The organism is Formosa sejongensis, from assembly GCF_033447105.1.
In the GTDB taxonomy this organism is placed as follows: Bacteria; Bacteroidota; Bacteroidia; order Flavobacteriales; family Flavobacteriaceae; genus Formosa.
Genome location: NZ_JAWQUN010000003.1, coordinates 305,367 through 326,395, shown reverse-complemented (window position 1 = coordinate 326,395; position 21,029 = coordinate 305,367). Strand labels below are relative to the sequence as shown.

Annotated in this window: 15 protein-coding genes and 1 tRNA gene; 9 read left to right on the top strand and 7 right to left on the bottom strand. The window is 32.0% G+C overall.

What is annotated here, in order from left to right; genetic code table 11:
• Nucleotides 1-530: 530 nt before the first annotated feature.
• Nucleotides 531-1,400, bottom strand: coding sequence for a DUF808 domain-containing protein (locus R6X41_RS05510; protein WP_318498201.1), 870 nt, complete (start codon nt 1,398-1,400; stop codon nt 531-533).
• 589 nt (nt 1,401-1,989) lie between these two features.
• Here R6X41_RS05510 and R6X41_RS05505 point away from each other — a divergent pair.
• Entirely contained in the window at nt 1,990-2,529 is a 540-nt protein-coding gene (locus R6X41_RS05505) for an acyl-CoA thioesterase (protein ID WP_318498199.1), read from the top strand.
• 149 nt (nt 2,530-2,678) lie between these two features.
• Here R6X41_RS05505 and R6X41_RS05500 read toward each other — a convergent pair whose 3' ends face one another.
• The 5 genes from R6X41_RS05500 to R6X41_RS05480 all read right to left on the bottom strand — a co-directional run bounded on the left by R6X41_RS05500 (nt 2,679) and on the right by R6X41_RS05480 (nt 7,948).
• Complete coding sequence (locus tag R6X41_RS05500) at nt 2,679-2,822, bottom strand: hypothetical protein (RefSeq protein ID WP_318498198.1); 144 nt, start codon at nt 2,820-2,822, stop codon at nt 2,679-2,681.
• 334 nt (nt 2,823-3,156) lie between these two features.
• Complete coding sequence (locus tag R6X41_RS05495) at nt 3,157-5,382, bottom strand: TonB-dependent receptor plug domain-containing protein (RefSeq protein ID WP_318498196.1); 2,226 nt, start codon at nt 5,380-5,382, stop codon at nt 3,157-3,159.
• Between the two features lie 62 nt (nt 5,383-5,444).
• Complete coding sequence (locus R6X41_RS05490; RefSeq protein ID WP_318498194.1) at nt 5,445-5,792, bottom strand: hypothetical protein; 348 nt, start codon at nt 5,790-5,792, stop codon at nt 5,445-5,447.
• Between the two features lie 69 nt (nt 5,793-5,861).
• Complete coding sequence (locus R6X41_RS05485; RefSeq protein ID WP_318498192.1) at nt 5,862-6,203, bottom strand: hypothetical protein; 342 nt, start codon at nt 6,201-6,203, stop codon at nt 5,862-5,864.
• Between the two features lie 707 nt (nt 6,204-6,910).
• A complete protein-coding gene (locus R6X41_RS05480; protein WP_318498264.1) occupies nt 6,911-7,948 on the bottom strand; it encodes a LacI family DNA-binding transcriptional regulator in 1,038 nt (345 codons plus the stop codon).
• A 231-nt stretch (nt 7,949-8,179) separates the two neighbouring features.
• Here R6X41_RS05480 and R6X41_RS05475 point away from each other — a divergent pair, with 231 nt between their 5' ends.
• From R6X41_RS05475 to R6X41_RS05440, 8 genes are all read left to right on the top strand, one after another.
• The gene (locus tag R6X41_RS05475) at nt 8,180-9,226 is read left to right on the top strand and encodes a sugar kinase (protein WP_318498190.1); all 1,047 of its coding nucleotides are present in this window, start codon (nt 8,180-8,182) and stop codon (nt 9,224-9,226) included.
• A gap of 47 nt (nt 9,227-9,273) precedes the next feature.
• The gene (locus R6X41_RS05470) at nt 9,274-10,491 is read left to right on the top strand and encodes a 6-phosphofructokinase (RefSeq protein WP_318498188.1); all 1,218 of its coding nucleotides are present in this window, start codon (nt 9,274-9,276) and stop codon (nt 10,489-10,491) included.
• 18 nt (nt 10,492-10,509) lie between these two features.
• Nucleotides 10,510-11,178 carry a bifunctional 4-hydroxy-2-oxoglutarate aldolase/2-dehydro-3-deoxy-phosphogluconate aldolase gene (locus R6X41_RS05465; RefSeq protein WP_318498186.1) on the top strand — a complete coding sequence of 223 codons (669 nt, stop codon included), beginning with the start codon at nt 10,510-10,512 and terminating at the stop codon, nt 11,176-11,178.
• A gap of 241 nt (nt 11,179-11,419) precedes the next feature.
• Nucleotides 11,420-11,493 (top strand) — tRNA-Arg (locus tag R6X41_RS05460).
• A gap of 606 nt (nt 11,494-12,099) precedes the next feature.
• Entirely contained in the window at nt 12,100-15,579 is a 3,480-nt protein-coding gene (locus R6X41_RS05455) for a PPi-type phosphoenolpyruvate carboxykinase family protein (protein WP_318498185.1), read from the top strand.
• A 214-nt stretch (nt 15,580-15,793) separates the two neighbouring features.
• On the top strand, nt 15,794-16,765 hold the full coding sequence (locus R6X41_RS05450; RefSeq protein WP_318498183.1) for a Gfo/Idh/MocA family protein: 972 nt from the start codon (nt 15,794-15,796) through the stop codon (nt 16,763-16,765).
• A 269-nt stretch (nt 16,766-17,034) separates the two neighbouring features.
• A complete protein-coding gene (locus tag R6X41_RS05445) occupies nt 17,035-17,562 on the top strand; it encodes a hypothetical protein (protein WP_318498181.1) in 528 nt (175 codons plus the stop codon).
• 314 nt (nt 17,563-17,876) lie between these two features.
• The gene (locus tag R6X41_RS05440; RefSeq protein ID WP_318498179.1) at nt 17,877-19,688 is read left to right on the top strand and encodes a hypothetical protein; all 1,812 of its coding nucleotides are present in this window, start codon (nt 17,877-17,879) and stop codon (nt 19,686-19,688) included.
• A gap of 78 nt (nt 19,689-19,766) precedes the next feature.
• On the opposite strand, the gene galK is transcribed toward R6X41_RS05440, so the two are convergent.
• Nucleotides 19,767-20,918, bottom strand: a complete 1,152-nt coding sequence (gene galK / locus R6X41_RS05435; RefSeq protein WP_318498177.1) for a galactokinase — start codon at nt 20,916-20,918, stop codon at nt 19,767-19,769.
• Nucleotides 20,919-21,029 lie beyond the last annotated feature (111 nt).

Here is a 21,029-nt window from a genome sequence, read left to right as displayed (position 1 = left end):
TATAACTTTTTGAAAGCCTTACAAAAAAAGCTTTGCAGATACAGCAAAGTTTTTTTGTGTTATAGATTTTAGGTTTATAATTAATCGTGTCCTAAACGATTAATCTCTTTTTTAAAAAATATTGACCGGTGCTGACTTTATTGAATTACTTGCGCTGAGGGAGGTACTTTTTCTACATAAGTTGAATTTTGTTTTTTTGGTTGGCCTATCGAAAATTTATCGTAAAATTTGAAGAGAAAGTATCGCGAAATTTAAAGCTGTTTGAGCTAAACGTATGTTTCTATATTGTTGATTTTTAGTAGCGAGTTCTTTAAATTTAGATAGTGAACGAAAAATTTAGATAAAAGTTCGTAAGCCTAGATTTTTTTGGCTTGGTTTATCCAGAGCGTAGTCGAAGGATCTTTTTATCAATGAAAAAAATGAACATATAATATTATTTAGGACACGATTATTTTATTATATATAATGAAAGTGATATACGCTCAGAGAGTTAAACACTTATAAAACTAGCGTTCTGTAATTATGTAATGTTAGTCTTTCTTTGGTTTCAATTTTTTAAATAGATTGACAAGAAGTAAAACAATAAAACCAATTACAGTTCCTGAAATAAATTCTGATAAAATACTTGGCAATGCATGAAATAAGTCGTGTAAATAAGGAATGTTATGAACGAATATTCCACCAGAAACGAGCAATAAGGCGATAGTTCCAACAAATCCAAGACCTTTAATTACCCAAGGAAGTGCGTTAACCAAAAGGTGACCAACTTTATCTGAGAAACTGTTTTCTTTTTCGTTTAAATTTATAAGTTTTAATCCGAAATCATCCATCCTAACAATGAGTGCTACAATACCATAAACGCCTACAGTTGCTATTAGGGCTACAATAGAAACCACAATAACTTGTGTAAGTATGGGTTGTCCAACAACTGATCCTAAGGCGATAATTACAATCTCTACAGACAGAATAAAATCGGTTACAATGGCTGCTTTAATTTTTTCCTTTTCAAGTCTTAATAAATCAGCTTCTGTTTCTGCTTCAATGATGGCATCAATATTATGAGGATGAGGGAAGAAGTATTCGTGTATTTTTTCAGCACCTTCGTACGCTAAATAAAGTCCGCCTAATGTTAGAATAATTGGGATTGCAGGAGGTAAGAATGCACTTAATAAAAATGCAAAGGGTAAAATTATCAATTTATTTTTAAGTGATCCTTTGGTTATGGCCCACAATACAGGAATTTCTCTAGACGATACAAATCCGGATGCTTTTTCAGCATTCACCGCTAAATCATCTCCTAAAATTCCAGCTGTTTTCTTAGTTGCTAATTTCCCCATGGTTGCCACGTCGTCCATTAGTGCAGCGATATCGTCTAGTAATGCAAAAAAACCTGAAGCCATTAAAATATTATTTGTGTGGTTAAAATGTTAAGTTTTAAGAATCATTAAATTCTATAACGCAAATCTAATTATTGCGATGTAAACGAGTGCTAAAGTAATACGTTTATATATTATGTTGTAACGCAATTCGAAATAAATATAACTAGATAAGAAATGTGTTCAGAAAATTCTTTTTGTTTTTAAATCATAACGTAATATATAAAAACGGATCAGTCAATTGAGGTAATCAGTATTTTACCTTTTAAACCACTTATTTATAGACTCTAATAAAAAGTTTAATACAAACAGTAACATTCTTTCTTAATACTGTTTTTAGATTGCTCTTCGATACCTATATCTAGACTTACTATTCATACAAATCATGTTCGAATGAGTAATTCTGAGTATGGCAAAATTTATAAAATATCATAACAGATAATCAAATGCACTCCGTTTTATTATTCGATTCTGATTTTTAATGATTTAATCATGATGTATTATTAGTACATCGTTGTTAATAATTCGAAATTAATAGTAATCCTTCTATATGTGTGGCGTTATCGGAAAAATAATTACTTTTAAAAGTTGAAAAGACTACAAACTAAGAATTATGATATTTAAGCGCATAGAAGAATCCCAAATTACAATGACCCAATTAATGTTACCCTCTCACTCGAATTTTAGAGGAAATATTCATGGCGGATTTATTTTAAATTTAATGGATCAAATCGCGTTTGCTTGTGCTTCTAAACATTCCGGACATTATTCGGTTACAGCTTCGGTTAATAAAGTCGATTTTTTAAATGCGATAGCAGTGGGGGAGTTGGTAACCTTAAAAGCATCAATTAATTACACGGGGAGAACGTCTATGGTAATAGGTCTACGTGTAGAATCGGAAGATATTCATACGGGTGTAATTAAGCATTGTAATTCGTCTTATTTTACTATGGTAGCGAAAGATAAAACATACAATAGTGTTGAAGTGCCTGGATTGATTTTAGATACTGAAGATAGCATAAGACGATTTGCGCGTAGCATTAAAAGACAAAAACAAGCCCGTAAACGCAGTGAGAATTTTAATTCTGTAGATTTTAAAATGGCTGAATATATAGATGAAGTTAGAGAACACAACGTTAAAATTGAGTTGTAAAGAACTTATTTATAAACCTACAAAAGCCTATGTTTAAATTTTAAACATAGGCTTTTGTAGGTCGAGATATCTGGCACAGAGTGTTATTTATAAAATTAGTACTTATATCAGTTAATTTTTTTCAACACGTTCAATTTATTAAATTGAGTTCAGAATTGAAAAAAATCGAAAGCACGAACTTCAGCATAAGAATATGGAGCGTTTTTTAATAAAAATGCAAAATGTCCACCATATTTCGGAATTTCTAAATAGACAAATTCACTTTCTTTGGCTTGAGATAGTGGATACAACATTCACCTAAAAATGGCTCGTCTAAAGCATATATAATAAGAACAGGGGTGTAATGTTTTTCAGAATAAACTCTGAGGATACTTTTTCGTAATAATCATTCTTGCCGTTAAACCCGTGCAGTTGTGCTGTGAAATAATTGTCTATTTCTTCATAACTAATTCCCATAATACTTCGATAGGCTGATTGAAAAATTGTTCACGTTTAAATTGATAGGTGGCCATGTAAGATTACATTTTAGGTATTTGCTTTTCAATAATTACACTGCCGAAACTTGATTTATGAAAAAGCATATGCTTTAAACTTTAACTCCGATTTTATAATCTGATATGTTACATTTTATTTGCCAGGGATTTTATATCGAACACCTAAATAAAACTCTCTTCCGCGAGTTGGTCCCCAAACGGAACTGGTGTCAAAATATTCTCCAAAAGGATCTTCCCAACTTAAAATAGGCTGATCTTGTCTGAAATCAAAAATATTTTCGCAACCTGCATACAATTCAACACTATTTAAATTATATGTGAATTGTGCGTTTAAAATCGAGTAATCTTCAGAGTAATCTGGTCTTCTAAATTCTATAGGATTACTTTGGGTGTCTGGTAATCTCTGCACTCCATACCAATGGAAATTCATGTCTATTCTAAATTTATTAGACCGTGGATTGAAACCTAAGGACGTTACAATATTATCATTAGGATTAAAAGGAAGGACCTCTTTTTGACCATCAATTATACGATAGACATCTAAGAAACTATAACCTATTTTAAAGTCTAGTTGCTGCCAAAAATTTAAAGATACTTCTGCCTGAAATACATTACTAACACTTTTTCCTGTAAAATTTCCAATGTAAGCTTTTGTTGGATCGGTATCGTAATCTGGAAATACTTGGTTTGTGAAATTAGTATGATAGTAATCTGCACTAAAAAAACCAGACATAAATGGCGTATCGAATTTCTGTGTAAAATTTATTCCTGTGTTAAGCGCTTGTTCAGGCAACAATTCTTCTTTAAAAATAATATCTCTAGAACTTACTAATAGACCAATATTTTCACTGAATAAATTCACAGTTCTCCATCCCGTACCAATATTTGCACGGATTATTGTTTTTGGTGTAATATCATACTTTAATAGTGTTCGTGGTGTAACTTTTGTGCCAAATACATTATGATTGTCTACACGTAATCCTAAAATCCAATTCAATTTACCGTCGAATAAAGTCATAGTATTTTCAGCAAATACACCAACTACATTTTCATTTCTATAATAATCTCCAGCATAGGTTCTTTGTAAGCTATTGTATGTAAAAGCAACCTCTTCATTAATATTTAAATGTCTAAAACTGACGCCTGTTTTTAATATGTTTGCGTCATAAATAAATTCGTACTGAAGATTTGCATAAAAATTGGTTTGTTCAGCATCGTATTTTACGGTTCCAAAATAAGAGTTTTGGTTCTGATAAAAACTAGAGGCCTGGAATAATAAATTATGTTGATCGTTTAAACGATATGCTGCTCTCGCCCAAATTTCTGGCTGATTGTAATTTACCGTTTGCCCATAAACTTCATGACTACCTTTGTCCGTTTCTGGATCAAAAAAGGTTTGTCCTCCAATACGTTGTTCATTTACAAAACGTAATCCTAATTCTCCACTCCAGCCCCATTGTGCTTCATTCCCATAGCTTAAATTGTTGAACACCATATAACGTGTTAGTTTAGCGACATCTAGAAACGTATCGTGGTCTTTGTCAAAATCATTTGCTGGCTGTACTGTAGAAACAGCGGTAATGTTGCTCCACTTTCCTTTTGTAAAGGCATAATTGGCATTAAAATGCTTTTCCGCAAAACTATTTATATAGGCATTAAGCAAAAGCATATCTGTGTTATTAGGATCTATTGTTTCTACATTTATTTGCCCACTTATACCTTCATAGCCTTGCAACACACTATTTGCGCCTTTAGATATGTATATATTATCGACTAAAGTTCCAGGAATACTACTTATACCATAGGTGTATGTTAGTCCCTGAATCATGGGGAAACCATTTATTAGCACCTGATTATAAACACCCGAAAGGCCAAGGATACGAAGTTCCTTGGAGTTTGTTACCACATTCGTTGTTTGCGCTTGTACAGTAGTTTGCGTTTCAAAACAGCCGGCTAAATCACAACAAGCCGCTTTTGCTAATTCTGTTTTTGTAATGAGTTCGGTTTTTATCGGACTTAAACTTGAAATAATAACACCATCTCTTTTACTTTTTATTACGACTTCATTTAGAGATTCAGATTCGTAAAGCGTGAAATTTACAACGGTTTGATCCGTTATGTTTAGCGTCTCTGAAGTATGGCCAACATAACTGGCGATAAGTGTTTTTTCTGAAATGTTTTTAGAGGTTAGTTTAAAATGCCCATCAATATCGGTTATTGTTCCAATGGCAGTGTTTTTCCAATGCACACTAGCGCCAACAAGTGGTTCGTTATTATTGTTGATTATTGTTCCTGAAATATGCTGGGACGACAAAACATACGGCAACAGTAAACCAACAATGAATATGAATATTTTCATTGCGTTGTTTTAAATGTGAAAAAAGCAAGGCACATGTATAACGTGCCTTACTAAAAAAGTGTTTACTGTTTTACTTTGTAAGGTCTGTCGTTTGGATTTTCGCACCCACCAGTATTTTGAATAGCCATAAAGATGTCTTCTTGTGATACTAATGACGGATTAAAGGCAATTTCAAATTGTGTAGTAGGTCCAGTCTTTCCTGCAGTACATGCGGACACACCATTTAGTTTCTTAACGTTTGCCGAAATTGTTTTTAAGTCACTTGAACAAGTTATCCCTTTTACTTTGGTTGAGATTGTTTTAGTAGACGTTGTGATTTCTGTTTTTTCTACTGCAGATTGTGCAAAAGTTGCGGTAGTAGATGCTAATGTGAATGTAATTGCTAAAGTTAAGATATGTGATAATTTCATGTGTTCTGATTTTTACGTGTTTAATAAATGTTTGAATCGAAAATAGATTCGGTAATATTATAATTGATATTAAACAGTTTGTGGCGGCTGCCAAAAGTCAGAAATGAATTGTGAAGCTAAAAAGGATTGATATCCGAAAAATTGTTCGGTTGAAATGTCTATATGTTCTACTGGAGAAAACGGAAAATTAAAACAAATTAATAGACATGAACAGCATGCCTGAAATGGATTACATGTATTATTACTTTGATTTTCGTTTTTATGTTCAGAATCTTTATTGTTTGAAGGCGCTACAGATTTAAGAGAACAACACGATTTCTGCGTCTCTACAGTTAACAAAACGTCAGCGTTCCCAGTTTTTACTGAGAGCGAAATTACCATAAAGGCTAATATGTAAGTTAAAAGTTTCATTACGTAATTACAAATCTATAAAATTCTATCGACTTATTTTTTATAGGTTATATGAATTAATTTAAAATCTAATATCTATTAGCATTACTTAACTTTCTAAATAGTTTAAAACTAAATTTTCATCGTACCTAATATATTGTATATATTCTTTTTAAGCAGATTTTCTTTATGATTATTATTGAGGTTTAAAAAAATCAATAACATAATTGTAAATGAAAGATTAATAGTAAAAAACGCTAAAACTTTCGCTTTTAAAAAAGCCATGATACTTTTGACTAAAATTTTTATTCATTAGAAGACCCTACAAATTAGAACATATGATAATGGGGTTTCTTCAGGGATTCAACTTGGATATTTGGAACGTAAAGGGAGTTTAAAATTTAAAACCATTATGATAATTAGAAAAAAGAAGGTGCTTATAAAAACTGGTTTGAAGATGGAAATTTAGCGTGTAGCTATAATTACAAAGACGATAGGTTAGATGGTATGCAACAGGTTTGGAGATTAAAGGGAAGTCTGTATAGAACTTTTTAAGTTAAAAACGGAGTGAGATATGGACTCCAAAAAACAAAAAGTTGTTTTGAGTTGATTCGTGAACACATTATTACACAAGCTAGCAAAACGAATGTAAATTAAATAATGTTGCAGAAGAATGATTTCACTCATTAGCAACTACAATAGATCATCGGTTCACGAAAAAATAAAATCTATTCCTCCTTTAAATCAAGTACTCTAGAAGAATCTCTTATAATTAACTCGGGTTCTAAAATAATTTTATGCAATACAGGTTTATAATTTTTGTCTTTTACACGAATTAAAAATTGTTTGGCAACAAGTTTTCCAATTTCTTTATTATGCTGATAAATAGAAGTGATAGAAGGGGTTACTAAAGATGTAAAAGGTTCGTTACTAAAACCAACCAAAGCAATTTGCTGAGGTACTTTAATATTATTTTCCTGCAAAACTTGTAAAGCACCCAAAGCAGCATAATCGCCAGCAGCATACACAGCATCTGGTAATTCTGGGAGTTTTAAAAGCTGCAACATTTTGGCTCGACCTTCTTCAATAGTTAAACTGCACTCTATTAAAAGCGAATCATCTTCAGGTAGTTTATGTTTTCTTAATGCGTCCTTATATCCTCTAATTCTGTTTTGATAAATTCGCGTATGACTAAATCCTGCGATATGTGCAATACGTTTACAGCCTTGCTCTACCAAATGATTTACAACAATATTACTACTTTGGTAATCATCTATACCTATATAATCTACACCAATATCATTTTCACCACGATCGAACAAAATAAGGGGAATTCCTTTGTCTTTAATTTTTTTGTAATAATCAAAATTTACTGTTTCGTTAGCTAAAGACGCAATAATACCATCTACTTGAGTTTGTAAAAGGGCATCAATATTTCTACATTCTTTTTCGTAAGATTCATTAGACTGAGTAATGATAAGATTGTAGCCTTTTTTATTTAATTCATTTTCAATATTTTCAACAACAGAAGAAAAGAAATAACTGTTGGTTTTGGCCACAATTATTCCAACTAATTTACTTTTTCCACTTCTAAGTGCAGACGCCAAATGGTTTGGCTGATAATCTAATTCTTCAGCAACTTTTTTTACTGCAGCCTTAGTTTTGTCACTTATTCTAGGGTGGTCGTGTAGGGCTCTAGAAACAGCAGAAGGTGTAATGTTTAAAACATTAGCAATATCTTTTATGGTGGTTTTCTTTTTCAAAATGTAACGAAATTGAAATCATTCGTTTAAACAAAGATATTATTTTTGGTCTAACATGGTGAGGTAAACGGAAATCAATTCAATTATTTTCACAATTTCAGTCAACTTTTAAAAGAATTGAACAAACGTTTGCATAGATGAAAATAATTTAATAGTTTTACCCTTAGAAAAGTGATGTAGAGGAATTTAACTATTTCTCAAGAAAAATAAACTTAATTAATATAAATTAAAAAAATGAGTAAAGTAGTAACGTTTGGAGAAATCATGTTAAGATTAGCTCCTCAAGGATTTTTAAGATTTTCTCAAGCTAACAATTTTGATGTTGTATATGGTGGAGGAGAATCTAACGTAGCAGTATCATTAGCTAACTATGGTATTTCTTGCGATTTTGTAACACGTTTACCAAAAAATGATATTGGTGAGTGTGCAATGATGGAAATGCGTAAAAGAGGTGTTGGTGTTGATAAAATTGTTTGGGGTGGAGATCGTTTAGGAATTTATTTCTTAGAAACTGGTGCAGTATCAAGAGGAAGTAAAGTGGTTTACGATAGAGCACATTCTTCTATGGCTGATATTCAATCAGGAATGGTAGATTGGGATGCTGTTTTTGATGGTGCTGAATGGTTCCATTGGACTGGTATTACTCCTGCAATCTCTCAAAGTTCTGCAGATGTTTGTTTAGAAGCTGTTAAAGCTGCAAGTGCAAAAGGAATTACAATCTCGACAGATTTAAATTACCGTGCTAAATTATGGAACTACTGTGACGATGCGCATAGAGAAGCTGTAATGACAGAATTAACGTCTTATTGTGATGTTGTTTTAGGAAATGAAGAAGATGCTGAAATGCACTTCGGAATTAAGCCTGATGGTGCTGCTGTTCAAACTGCAGGACACGATGTTAAAGCTGAAGCGTTCTTATCTGTTTGTAAGCAAATGATGGAAAAATTTCCTAAAGCGAAAAAAGTAATTACTACATTAAGAGGATCTATCTCTGCATCTCACAACACTTGGGCTGGAGTTTTATACGATGGAAAAACAATGTTAGAAACACGTCAATACCAAATTACTGATATCGTAGATAGAGTAGGTGGTGGAGATTCTTTTATGGGAGGTTTAATCTACGGATTATTAACTTACCCAGATAACGATCAAAATGCATTAGACTTCGCAGTTGCTGCATCTTGTTTAAAACATACAATTAAAGGTGATGCTAACTTAGCTACTGTTGCTGAAGTTAACAAACTTATGGGTGGAGACGCTTCTGGGCGTGTTGCTAGATAATAACCAACTGAAACATTAAAATCAAAACAAACAAACTCGATTAGTACATGAAAAAATCAATTGCAATTATTTGCGGTGGTGGTCCTGCACCTGGAATAAATACTGTTATAAGTACAGTAGCCAAAACTTTTATGAAAGATGGTTATAAGGTTATAGGCGTACATCACGGTTTTCAAGGATTGCTTTCAGAAGAACCAGAAGTAAAGGTTTTTAACTTTCATCATGCAGATCGTATTTTTAGTCGTGGAGGTTCTACTTTAATTATGAGTAGATTTAAACCGAAAGACAGTGATTTTAATTCAGATTTTTTCAAAAAGAATAATGTAAAATTATTGGTAACTATTGGCGGCGACGATACAGCATCTACCGCCAATAGATTAACCAAATATCTTCATTCGCAAGAGTTAGAAGTAGCTCATGTACACGTTCCTAAAACTATAGATAACGATTTGCCTTTGCCAGATAGAAATCCAACATTTGGTTTTCATACAGCCAAAGACGAAGGTGTTAGAATTGGTAATACGGTGTATGAAGATGCAAGAACCAGCGAAAACTGGTTTGTTATGTCTGCAATGGGACGTTCGGCAGGACATTTAGCTTTTGGAATCGCTTCAGCATGTCATTTTCAAATGATGATTATTCCAGAAATGTTTAACAAAACAAAAATTACTTTCGAGAAGATTATTAATATGATAGTGTCTTCTATCGTGAAATGTAAACTGGAGGGTGTCGAGTATGGCGTAGCTTTAGTAAGTGAAGGTGTTTTTCATTTTATGGAAGAAGAAGAAATTATAAATTCCGGTATTAATTTTACTTACGACGATCACGGTCATCCGGAATTAGGAAATGTAAGTAAATCACATATTTTTAACTATCTGTTACAATTAAAATTGAAAGAGATCGGATTAAAAGTAAAATCTAGACCAGTAGAACTTGGTTACGAATTAAGATGTTGTAATCCTATAGCATTCGATTTAACATTATGCTCTTTATTGGGAATAGGTGTTAAAAAGTTATTCGATCAAGGCATTTCAGGTTGTATAGTGAGTGCAAACTCAAAGGGTGATATTACGCCTTTATATTTAAAGGATTTTGAAGATGAAAACGGAAAAATACCACCAAGATTAGTCGATATCAATTCAGATATGGCTCAGCTTTTTATAAATAATCTATTTTATCTTAAAGAGAAAGATTACGAAAAAGCAAAAAAATATTTACCAAATCCAGAAGCATACGATTTCAAAAAAATCTTAAACTGGAATTAAAAATTTAAACATAACAAAATGGCACAATTTTCAAGATTAGAAGTAGCTCAGACAATGAAAGAAACTGGAATGATTCCTTTATTCTTTAGTAATGACCTTGACTTAAGTAAAAATGTATTAAAAGCTTGTTACGATGGTGGAGCAAGATTGATGGAATTCACAGCTCGTGGAGATTTCGCTCACGAAGTTTTTGGTGAATTAACTAAATATGCTATTAAAGAATTACCAGGTATGATAATGGGTGTTGGTTCTGTTACAGATGCGGGTGCAGCTTCTTTATACATGGCGTTAGGTGCAAACTTTATTGTTACTCCAGTTTTAAGAGAAGATATCGCAATTGCTTGTAACCGTAAAAAAGTATTATGGTCTCCTGGATGCGGTACTTTAACAGAAATTACTAGAGCTGAAGAATTAGGATGTGAAATCGTAAAATTATTCCCTGGTGATATCTACGGACCTCAATTTGTAAAAGGAATTAAAGGCCCACAACCTTGGACAAGTGTTATGCCAACTGGTGGTGTTTCTCCAACAGAGGAAAACTTAAAAGGATGGTTTGATGCAGGTGTAACTTGTGTTGGAATGGGATCTCAATTAATTTCTAAAGATATTATCGCTAATAAAGATTACGCGAAATTAGAGCAAGATGTAAAAAAGGCATTAGCTATCGTAAAAGCGGTTAGAAAATAATCATTTTTCAATTTATATTATAATAAAGGACTGTCTTTAAAGACGGTCCTTTTTGTGTTTAATTTGTTTGTAGAATAGCGATGTGTCTAGAAATTAAGTACATAAATACTAGAAAGAATATTTTTTAAAATTTATCACATTTTATGTTGTGTAGTTTTATAAATCAGCTTATATTTGCACAGCTTTTGAGAAATTATATATTTCGAAAAAAGCCCTTTCAGAACACTTGTTGTTCTTGAATGGTGGCATAGCTCAGTTGGATAGAGCACCTGCCTTCTAAGCAGGCGGTCGAAGGTTCGAATCCTTCTGCCATCACAAAAAAGCTTTCGAGAAATCGGAAGCTTTTTTTGTTTTAGATCACTTTTATAAAGGATCTCTTTTATCTTCATATCAGTTCGGAGTCTTATATAATTTTCAAAGTCCAAAAATCTATTTATTTTTCGGCTTCAATCGCTGAAATTTCCTAATTTATTCAGACTTCTAAATAAGTTTAAAAGTTTATCAATTACATGACAATTATCATGTTTTATTACCCGAAAATATCATGTGTAGAACGAAAACGTTTGAAAGAATTTATCGTAAATTCTCACTATTAAGAATGATTCTAATTAGATTCAAGTTGTTTGTTTTTAGCCTGTTTACAACCATTTTAACCTAAAACTAATTAGTTTTTTTCTTCTGTATTAACTAAATTTACCTAGAATAAAAGATATAGTTTCTTGTAAAAAATTCATTTAATTTTTAAACTATAAATGATTCAAAAAACTAATCAGAAAAATTCCATTTAATTTTAATAGAAATAATGATTTCCATCACTTTAATTTAGCTAAAATTTATATTCAAAAAAGCACGGCTAAATTGTATAGAGATGTAATAAATTGTGTGTTAAAAAGTATCATCGATTTTAAATTTACAAATAACATGAGTAGAGAAAAAAATGCTAATAATGAGGCCGTAATTCGAAGCAGAAAAGACACTATAAGGTATATAAACCTTCAGTTAGCTGCTTTAGGACAACCTATTTATAATGACGACGAAAATGCAGAAATTGCATATAGTAATCCAAATTTTCAAAAACTAACAAATGGATTAATTAAGAGTTTTCGTGAAAAGTCAAGAATATTGTCAGATCATTTATCTCCTGTAGATAGTCGAATACAGTCTTTTATAGATGATTATTTAAAAGAAATACCTTTTAATGCATCGTTAAAGTTACCAAACGATACTTTAGTTTTAAATCAGGCGGGTCATGCTCGTGAGGTTAGTTTACCTCCAAATGGAGATACGTTTGTAAGTGATGATATTTCATCATATAGAGTAAAACAAGGGGTTTTAAATAACCCAGTTCATGATAAAAGAACAACTAAAGGTACATTTCATATTGTAGAAGGTAGTTTGCCTGTACCATTAGATAAATTTGAAGTACCAAAAATTACATTTGCACATTTATTAAATGCTGCAATTAATCCTTCTGATGAGTTAAAAACATTACCGTTTACTGCTAAACAAAAGGAAGAAGCCAAAGTTATGGTGTCTATGTTAATGAGACCAATGGTTTGCCCAGAAGTAAAAGGAGTGATCACTAAAAAGAGCTTAGAAGTACGCTTTTTTGCACCAGGAACATTAGTAAGTAATTTAGATTTCGTTGAATCTATTTTTGGAAATGCTGGAGATCCCTCTCTTGTACAAAACGATGCAGCTTTAGATACTGAACATTGGACAGGACATACAGGTTGTGTAATCCTTGCTCCGCAATTAAAAACACTTAAGAAAAAAGATGTTGGTTTACCACATTATGATGATGCTTCAGAGCGTCAGAGAAAAGATGGTATGTGTTGGAAAGATGCGAACGATTTATATAACGAAGGTGGCGCTTTTAAATTAACATGTAGAGATGATAGAGGTGTAGTGGTTACGCTTATTGCTGACAACTATTTCGGATACTCTAAAAAAGAAATTAAAACTCAAATTAGTTATTCTGCTAACTTATTTGGTTTAGTAGAAGAAGAACATTCTGGAGGAGCTGTTGCTTACCCAAGAGGTGTTATGGGAGATATTGTAAATGGTATTGGATTCTCGAATAAATACGGAAATATTTATAGCTTCGAAGATGTTAAAAACTTTTTAGGAGATAGAATTGATGTAAAAGAAGGGAATTACGCGATAGATAAGAAATATCCAAACATCGTTTATGTTCCTGAAAACGCATACATAAATACGAATACAAATGATATTACTTGGATGTATAATGATACAGATCAACGTATCCTTTTAAATCCGAATAAAACATATGTTCATCCATCAGGGCATAAGTTTAAATTAGAAAAACACGATGCTGTTGCGCTTTGGAGACTTGTAGCTACAGCTCCAGAGGGTGTATTTTGTCATAAACCTTGTACAGTTTCAGGTGGAGGAAAGTCTGAGATTTCTAAATCAATGAAAAATGCAATTACATATAGTAATTTCAACATTATTGATATTGATGCCGACTTTAAAAAAGCTGACGAAATTATAGAGTACGATTACTCTAAAAGATGGAGAAATTACGATCCAACTTTACCACCATCAGGACCGTTTTTAAGTTCTAAAAGAACATTAGGTTCTGCTGTAAGATTATTACAACCTTTAGATGTGTTTACAGACGAGTATAACGAATTTGTAACAAACATACCAGTACACATTAGATCTTTAGTATTATTTATTAAGCGTCTGTATCGTCAAGATCATGGGGCTTTAAATTGGAAAGATAGTGTATCTGTAGATATTGTTAATGGTCAAAAAGGTACAGGTCTTAAGTACTTAAATAATCCAGTAGTTGGTAGTTATGTACGTATTGGTTTTAATCAAGAAGGAAATTGGTTGTTAAACAAATTAAGATCTGATTTTTCTGCAAGTTTAAAAATCCAGATGGAAGATGATATTTCTGCGTCTATAACATTACCGAGAAATAACTTTAAATACCTTAATCCACAATATACAAATAAGAGTTTAAAAGTCGTTGCGAATTGTGAAGCTCACTTATTCCAAAGACCAGATGAAGCTATTATTCGTGGGTATGATAAAGGTGCAGAACGTGATATTGTAGGAGAGAATGTGTTTCTTACAAATTACGAAATGTTGACTAAGAAAGATGCTATAGAAATTTACGAAGACACAATTAACTTCGATAAATATACACAACCGGTTAAAGAATTAATCGAGAGCGTTGTAAATAGCTCTAGCGACGAAGAATACTTTGCTTTACCATCGCATACAAGAATTGTAGATGGAGAACCAACTAAAAACCCTCGTTATTTAGAGAAAAATATATTCTTAGAAGAATCTGAAGCAAGTTATTTAGCCGAAGTAGGTATGCGTTTATTCAGAAAAGTAGAATCTGAAGATGCTATTAACTATGTTGTAAACGCTGTATTACCAGGAAGACGTAATAACCCAGCAGATACAAAAGCAGGAATTCGTCCGTTAGCAGTTTACAACCCAATTCATTATCAAGAAACTCCAGAATTGTTTATGGACTTTATTTGTAGTCTTACAGGTAAATCACCATCTACAACAGGAGCAGGGTCTGAAGGCGCTTTAACAAAAGGACCTTTTAATATGTTAACGCCAACTACAGATTTAAATAATGCGTTATTATCTCACATCCTAACAGAATCTAATGCGTTTAGTACAGCTGCCGGTTATGTTGGAGGAGAAAATAAAGTAGATCACGATATTAGTATTTTAATCCCTGAAATTTGGGCACGTTTAGAGCCTCAAGACAGAGATCCTAAATTCTTAATTAAAGACGGAGCTCTTGAAAAACTTGAAGATTTTGAATATAATGGTCAGAAAATTTTAGGAAGTAGACTTGGATACCGTATTACAAAACAATTCTCTTTAAGATGTTTAAATCGTATTTTCGATGAACCTAACGCTGTGTTTAACGAAAAAATGCTTAAACCAGAATTACAAGGGATGGACGATTATGTAGATGGAATTAACAATATTGTTGAAGCACAACAAAAAGTAGCTTTAAGATATTTTGAAGATGGTAGTATTGAAGCTGCTGTTCCTCCATTAAAAATTCTTTTACATATGATGGCTTACGGAAACTACGAAGGTAAAGAAATGAGCGATCCTGAATTAAGAGGTTATTTCGAAAGAGATTATATAATTAACAGCGATTGGTATAAAGAAAGACTGAAGTTGAAACAACAAAAAGACATCAGTTTTTATACGAAACAAATTAATTATTTAGAAACATTTATCTCTAGCCCAGGAAATAAACAACTAGTTGCAGAAATGGATTTATCTAGTCGTTTACAAAAAGTTAAAGATTTGTATAATGAAGCTAATACAGCAGAATATTTAGAAGGATTAGAAGGAACAATAGGTGTAGATCCATTGTATCGTAAATAATTTTGAATAGATAATATGCAGTTTTAACTGTGTAAGTATATAAAAGCTTGAGGTTCGCCTCAAGCTTTTTTTTGGTTATTAGAATAACCATTAAGTATAAACTCCACTTATTTAGAATTCAATAGCCTGTCGCTTTTCGAATCGAAATGGGGTTTGATTTGAAATCATTAAATTTGAATTGAAATACAAAAGTAGGATTATAAAAGAGTTAAGCATGAATAAAATTGTTTGGGGTATTATTGGTTGTGGCGATGTCGCTGAAGTTAAAAGTGGACCCGCTTTTTCTAGAATTGAACATTCGGAACTAAAGGCCGTGATGAGAAGAAATCTAGCTAAAGCTGAAGATTTTGCCAAGCGACATAATGTTAAATATTGGTACGATAATGCAGCTCAAATTCTGGAAGATCCAGATATAAATGCGGTGTACATTGCTACGCCACCGGCATCTCATTTACAATATACATTAGATGCCATTAATGCAGGAAAGCATGTGTATTTAGAAAAACCTATGGCGTTAAATACAACTGAAGCCAAACAAATTGTGGTAGCTTTAAAGAGATCTAAAACAAAATTAACGGTTGCGCATTACAGACGTCATCTACCAGCTTTTTTAAAAGTTAAGGAGCTATTATGTGAGAATAAAATAGGGGAGGTTCTGTTTGCCGATATTCAAATATTACAATCTAGAAAATCGAATCTTATAGCGAAATCAGATGTGCCTTGGCGACTCGATCCTAAAGTGTCTGGAGGTGGGTTGTTTCACGATTTAGCACCACATCAGTTGGATTTAATGTATACCTATTTCGGAGATTATACATCGGCAATAGGATTTTCAAGGAGTAAAAATAATCAAGAAGCCGATACTATTGTAAACGGTATTATTCAATTTAAAAACGGCATTCAATGTCGTGGAGTTTGGTCTTTTAATAGCGCTGAAGCAGATCAAAAAGATGAATGTATTATTTATGGAACCGAGGGTAGAATAGTCTTTTCTTTCTTTGGTGAAGTCGTAAAATATTATAAAAATGGAGAAGCGTATAGTTTCAATTTTAATAATCCAAAACACGTACAACAACCAATGATATCGGCTGTTGTTGATTATTTTTTAGGCCAAGGAGAAAATCCATGTTCGGCAGAAGAAGCGCTTAAAGTGACTGAAATTATGGATGCATTTACATCTCATTAATTCAAACTTATCTAAAACAATTTGTTGAAATTCAAGACAAGTGTACTGTAGGACTAGTCGTTAAAATTTTCATAAATGTAGTCTTTTTCGTAGTCTCTAGAGAATTAACAATTTCTAGAGATTTTTATTTTTTATAATTATTAAGACCTTGAATTTTTTGTAAATATTTATCAATTTCCTTGCTGTTTTTGAATTTTGGAGCCTGCTTTTTTAAAAAGTGATTATTATGGAATTTCTACATTTGATTATAATTTAAAACAAATATAATCATGAAAAAATTATTAATAGTTTGTGTTGCAATTTTTGGAATTACCTTAAGTGCATCTGCTCAAGAAGGTTTTAGAGTTGGTATTCATGGTGGAGTTCCATTAGGTGATGCTAATGATGTTTCAAACTTTAATTATGGAGCAGATTTATCTTATTTATTTCAAGTTAGAGAAAATTTAGCAATTGGTGCAGCAGGTAGTTATACAACATTTTCGGGAGATGATATTGAAATAGATAATTTACCAAATATTGGAATAGACGACTTTTCTTTCGCAACTGTTGCTGGATCTGCTAGAGGTGAATACAATAATTTATTTCTTACAGCAGACTTAGGTTATGCTTTTGGTGTGGATACTGGCGATTTAGAACCTGCTTTTAACTTAGACAACGATTATAATGGTGGTGTATACTATCAAGGTAAATTTGGTTGGACTAACGGAACTTTTGATATTTATGGGTACTACAAAGGTATTAGCGGAGATGATTTAAATTTATCTGCAGTTGGTGCCGGTTTTGCTTATAAAATCTAAATTTAGATCTAATAAAATGTATTTAAAGACTGCCGAAAAGGTGGTCTTTTTTTTGTTTAAAACAGTTTAACTTAAATTATTTTAAATCAGTTACTATACTATTTAGGAGAGTTGTGGAATTAGAAGATAGGAGAATTGGTTGCTAATTTACACATCATTTTGTTTTCAAAACAGCTGTTACTTATTAGATGAATACACTGTTGGTTGTGTTATAAGAACCTTAAAACATGATAATTATCATAATTTATGTGTCTTAAATATCTGATTTTTGTAAATCTTTTTGTCAAGAAAAAGAATAACCAAAAACAAATAAAATGAAAAAATTACATTCCTTTCATATACCTGTAATGGGAATCGGGTTTACTGTTGATACACCACTAAAAGTGTCTCATTTAGGAATTGATTCGGCTATATCTTTAGTAGATGATATTTTACTTGAAAAGCTTCGTAAAATGTACTGCAATATGTTTGAGTTACCTTATAATGAAATAGATAATTCGCAACCAGATTTTAGAGCAAAACGTATAACATCATATTTAAATATGATTCACGACGTGACTGAAGAAAAATTTAATCAGCTAAAAGAAGTTAACAAATCGTACACAGAAGAACTTAAAAATTATTTGAATTTATTACCTAGTACTTCAGAGATAAAATCTCAGTTTGTAAATGCTATTTCGGGAACGTTCAATTTAGATAAAGCAAAGAAATTCTTTTCAGAGAACTTAGTAAAAGGAAGTATAGATGTTAATATCATGACTAAAGTTGATAAGGACAATTTTAAGGATAAAGAAAAATTACCTGTAGAGTATAACGATGCCCACTCGGCATTAAGAGGGTATGCCAATTCTAACTTAAGCTCGTCTTTAATTTTATCGGCAGGTATGAATCCGCATTTATTCAGTTATATCGAAAATTTTAAAGATTTCTATCCAGATGCTACAGGTTACATTAAAAAGAAAGTGATTCTTAAAGTAAGCGATTATAGATCTGCATTAATTCAAGGTAAAATCTTAGCCAAAAAAGGAATTTGGGTTTCCGAATTTAGAATTGAATCTGGATTAAATTGTGGTGGACATGCCTTTGCAACTAATGGATTATTACTAGGGCCAATCTTAAACGAATTTACAGTTAACAAACAGGTCCTAACAAACGAGCTTCATGAATTACTAACAAAAGCATTAGAAGCTAAAGCATACGACGTTCCTGAAATAGCATTGCCTGTAAAAATTACAGCTCAAGGTGGGGTTGGAACATCAGAAGAACATGAATTTTTGCTAAGTAAATATAATTTAGACTCAATAGGTTGGGGTACACCATTTTTATTGGTTCCCGAAGCGACTTCTGTAGACGACGCAACACTACAAAAGTTGATAAAAGCTAAAGAAGAGGATCTGTATTTAAGCGATATTTCTCCTTTAGGAATTCCTTTTAATAGTATGAGAGGAAATACTAAAGACGATGAGAAATATAGAAATATTGAAAAAAACAGACCGGGAAGTGCGTGTCCTAAAATGTATGTGGCTTTAAATAAAGAGTTTTCTGAAGAGGGATTATGTACTGCTTCAAGACAATATCAGCATTTAAAAATTAAGCAATTAGACGAGCAAGGATTAGATGAGCTTGGTTATAAAAAAGCACTAGATAAGATAACAGTAAAGTCTTGTGTATGCGTAGGCTTAAGCACATCTACATTATTAAAATATAATTTAGACACAAAAGTTGAAGGTACAGGAGTATCCATTTGTCCTGGACCAAACATGGCGTATTTCTCAAGAATAATGAGTTTAAAAGAAATGACATCTCATATTTATGGTGAAATAAAAAATATAGTTTCACCTAATCGTCCTAATCTTTTTGTAAAAGAATTGTCGATTTACGTGGATTATATTACAGACAAGTTTAATGACTCTCCTATAATTTCAAATAAAAGAGAAGAAAAATATTTCCTGACATTTATTGAGAATTTAAAAGGAGGTGTAAAGTATTACGAAGAGCTGTTAGACCAAACTAAAGATTATTTTGAAGTTTCTAAAAATTCAATTTATGCAGGTTTAGAAACCGAATTAAACAGATTAAAAGCACTTAGTTTAAGAGTGGAAGATGCCATGCAAATTGTTGCCTAGTCTTTTATATTAAGCTCCAAATAAATAAAAGCCTTGCAGTAGTGCAAGGCTTTTTATGTCTAAAATAAAGTAATATAATTATAGAGTTACTAAATGTGTGCCTTCGGATAAATTGACATTATAAAATGAGCAATCTGTGTTGAATTTTTCTTTGTATAGTTTTGAAATACGGTCTTGAATATCTGCCAATGCAGATTTTTTTACAATATTAATTGTACAGCCACCAAAGCCACCGCCCATCATACGTGCGCCAATAATGTTGTCGTTTTCTTTGGCGAGGTCTACAAGGAAATCTAATTCACGACAACTTACATAAAATTGATGTCTTAATCCATTATGAGACTCAAAGAACAGCTCTCCTAAACGTTCTAAGTCATTTGATTTTAGAGCTTCAACAGCTTTTAAAACACGAGAATTTTCTTGAACAACATAAAGCGCTTTTTGGTAATCTTCTTCTTTAACTCGGCGTCTTACTTTTAATATATCGCCTGCATTAGCGTATCTTAAAGATGGTATATTAAATAATTTACAGATGTTTTCACAAACAAGTCTTCTATCGTTATAAGCAGCTTCAGATAGATTGTGCTTTACGTTTGTATTTATTAATAATAATTGATAGTCGTTAAGTTCAATACGAATAGGTCTAGCCACTTGCGATCTACAATCTAGAAGTAAAGCGTGGTCTTTTATGCCAAACATACTCGCGTACTGATCCATAATTCCGCAACGTACTCCTGCAAAATTATGTTCTGCTTGTTGTGAAATTAAGATCATTTCAGATTTTGTTAATCCTAATGTAAACAATTCATTTAAGCAGAAAACTACACTATTTTCTAATGCCGCTGATGATGATAAACCAGCGCCTTCAGGAATATTACCCCCAAAAGCAATGTTGAAAGGAGCGACTGTAATTCCTTTTTTCTGAATTTCAGAAACAACACCAATCACATAATTTCTCCAGCCACCGTTTGGTATAGGTATAATATCGTTTAAACTAAAGGTGTAAGATTCATTCATGTCGAAAGCAAAAGCTGTACATGTATCTGTCTCAGATTTTTGTACAGCCGCAACAATACCTTTATCTATAGCAGCAGGAAAAACAAAACCTTCATTATAATCGGTATGTTCACCTATTAGGTTAATTCGGCCAGGAGAGAATACTAATATAGGCGTTGTTTTAAAATTGGTTTGAAAAGATTCGGCAATGGTTTTAATTAGTTGTTGTGTCATTATATTATTGATAAAATACAGCTGATTTTGTATATGATTTTTTATAATTTTATAGCGTGCAATTTACTCTTATTAATTCACCTATTTAGGTTGAAATAGCCAAAATGAGCA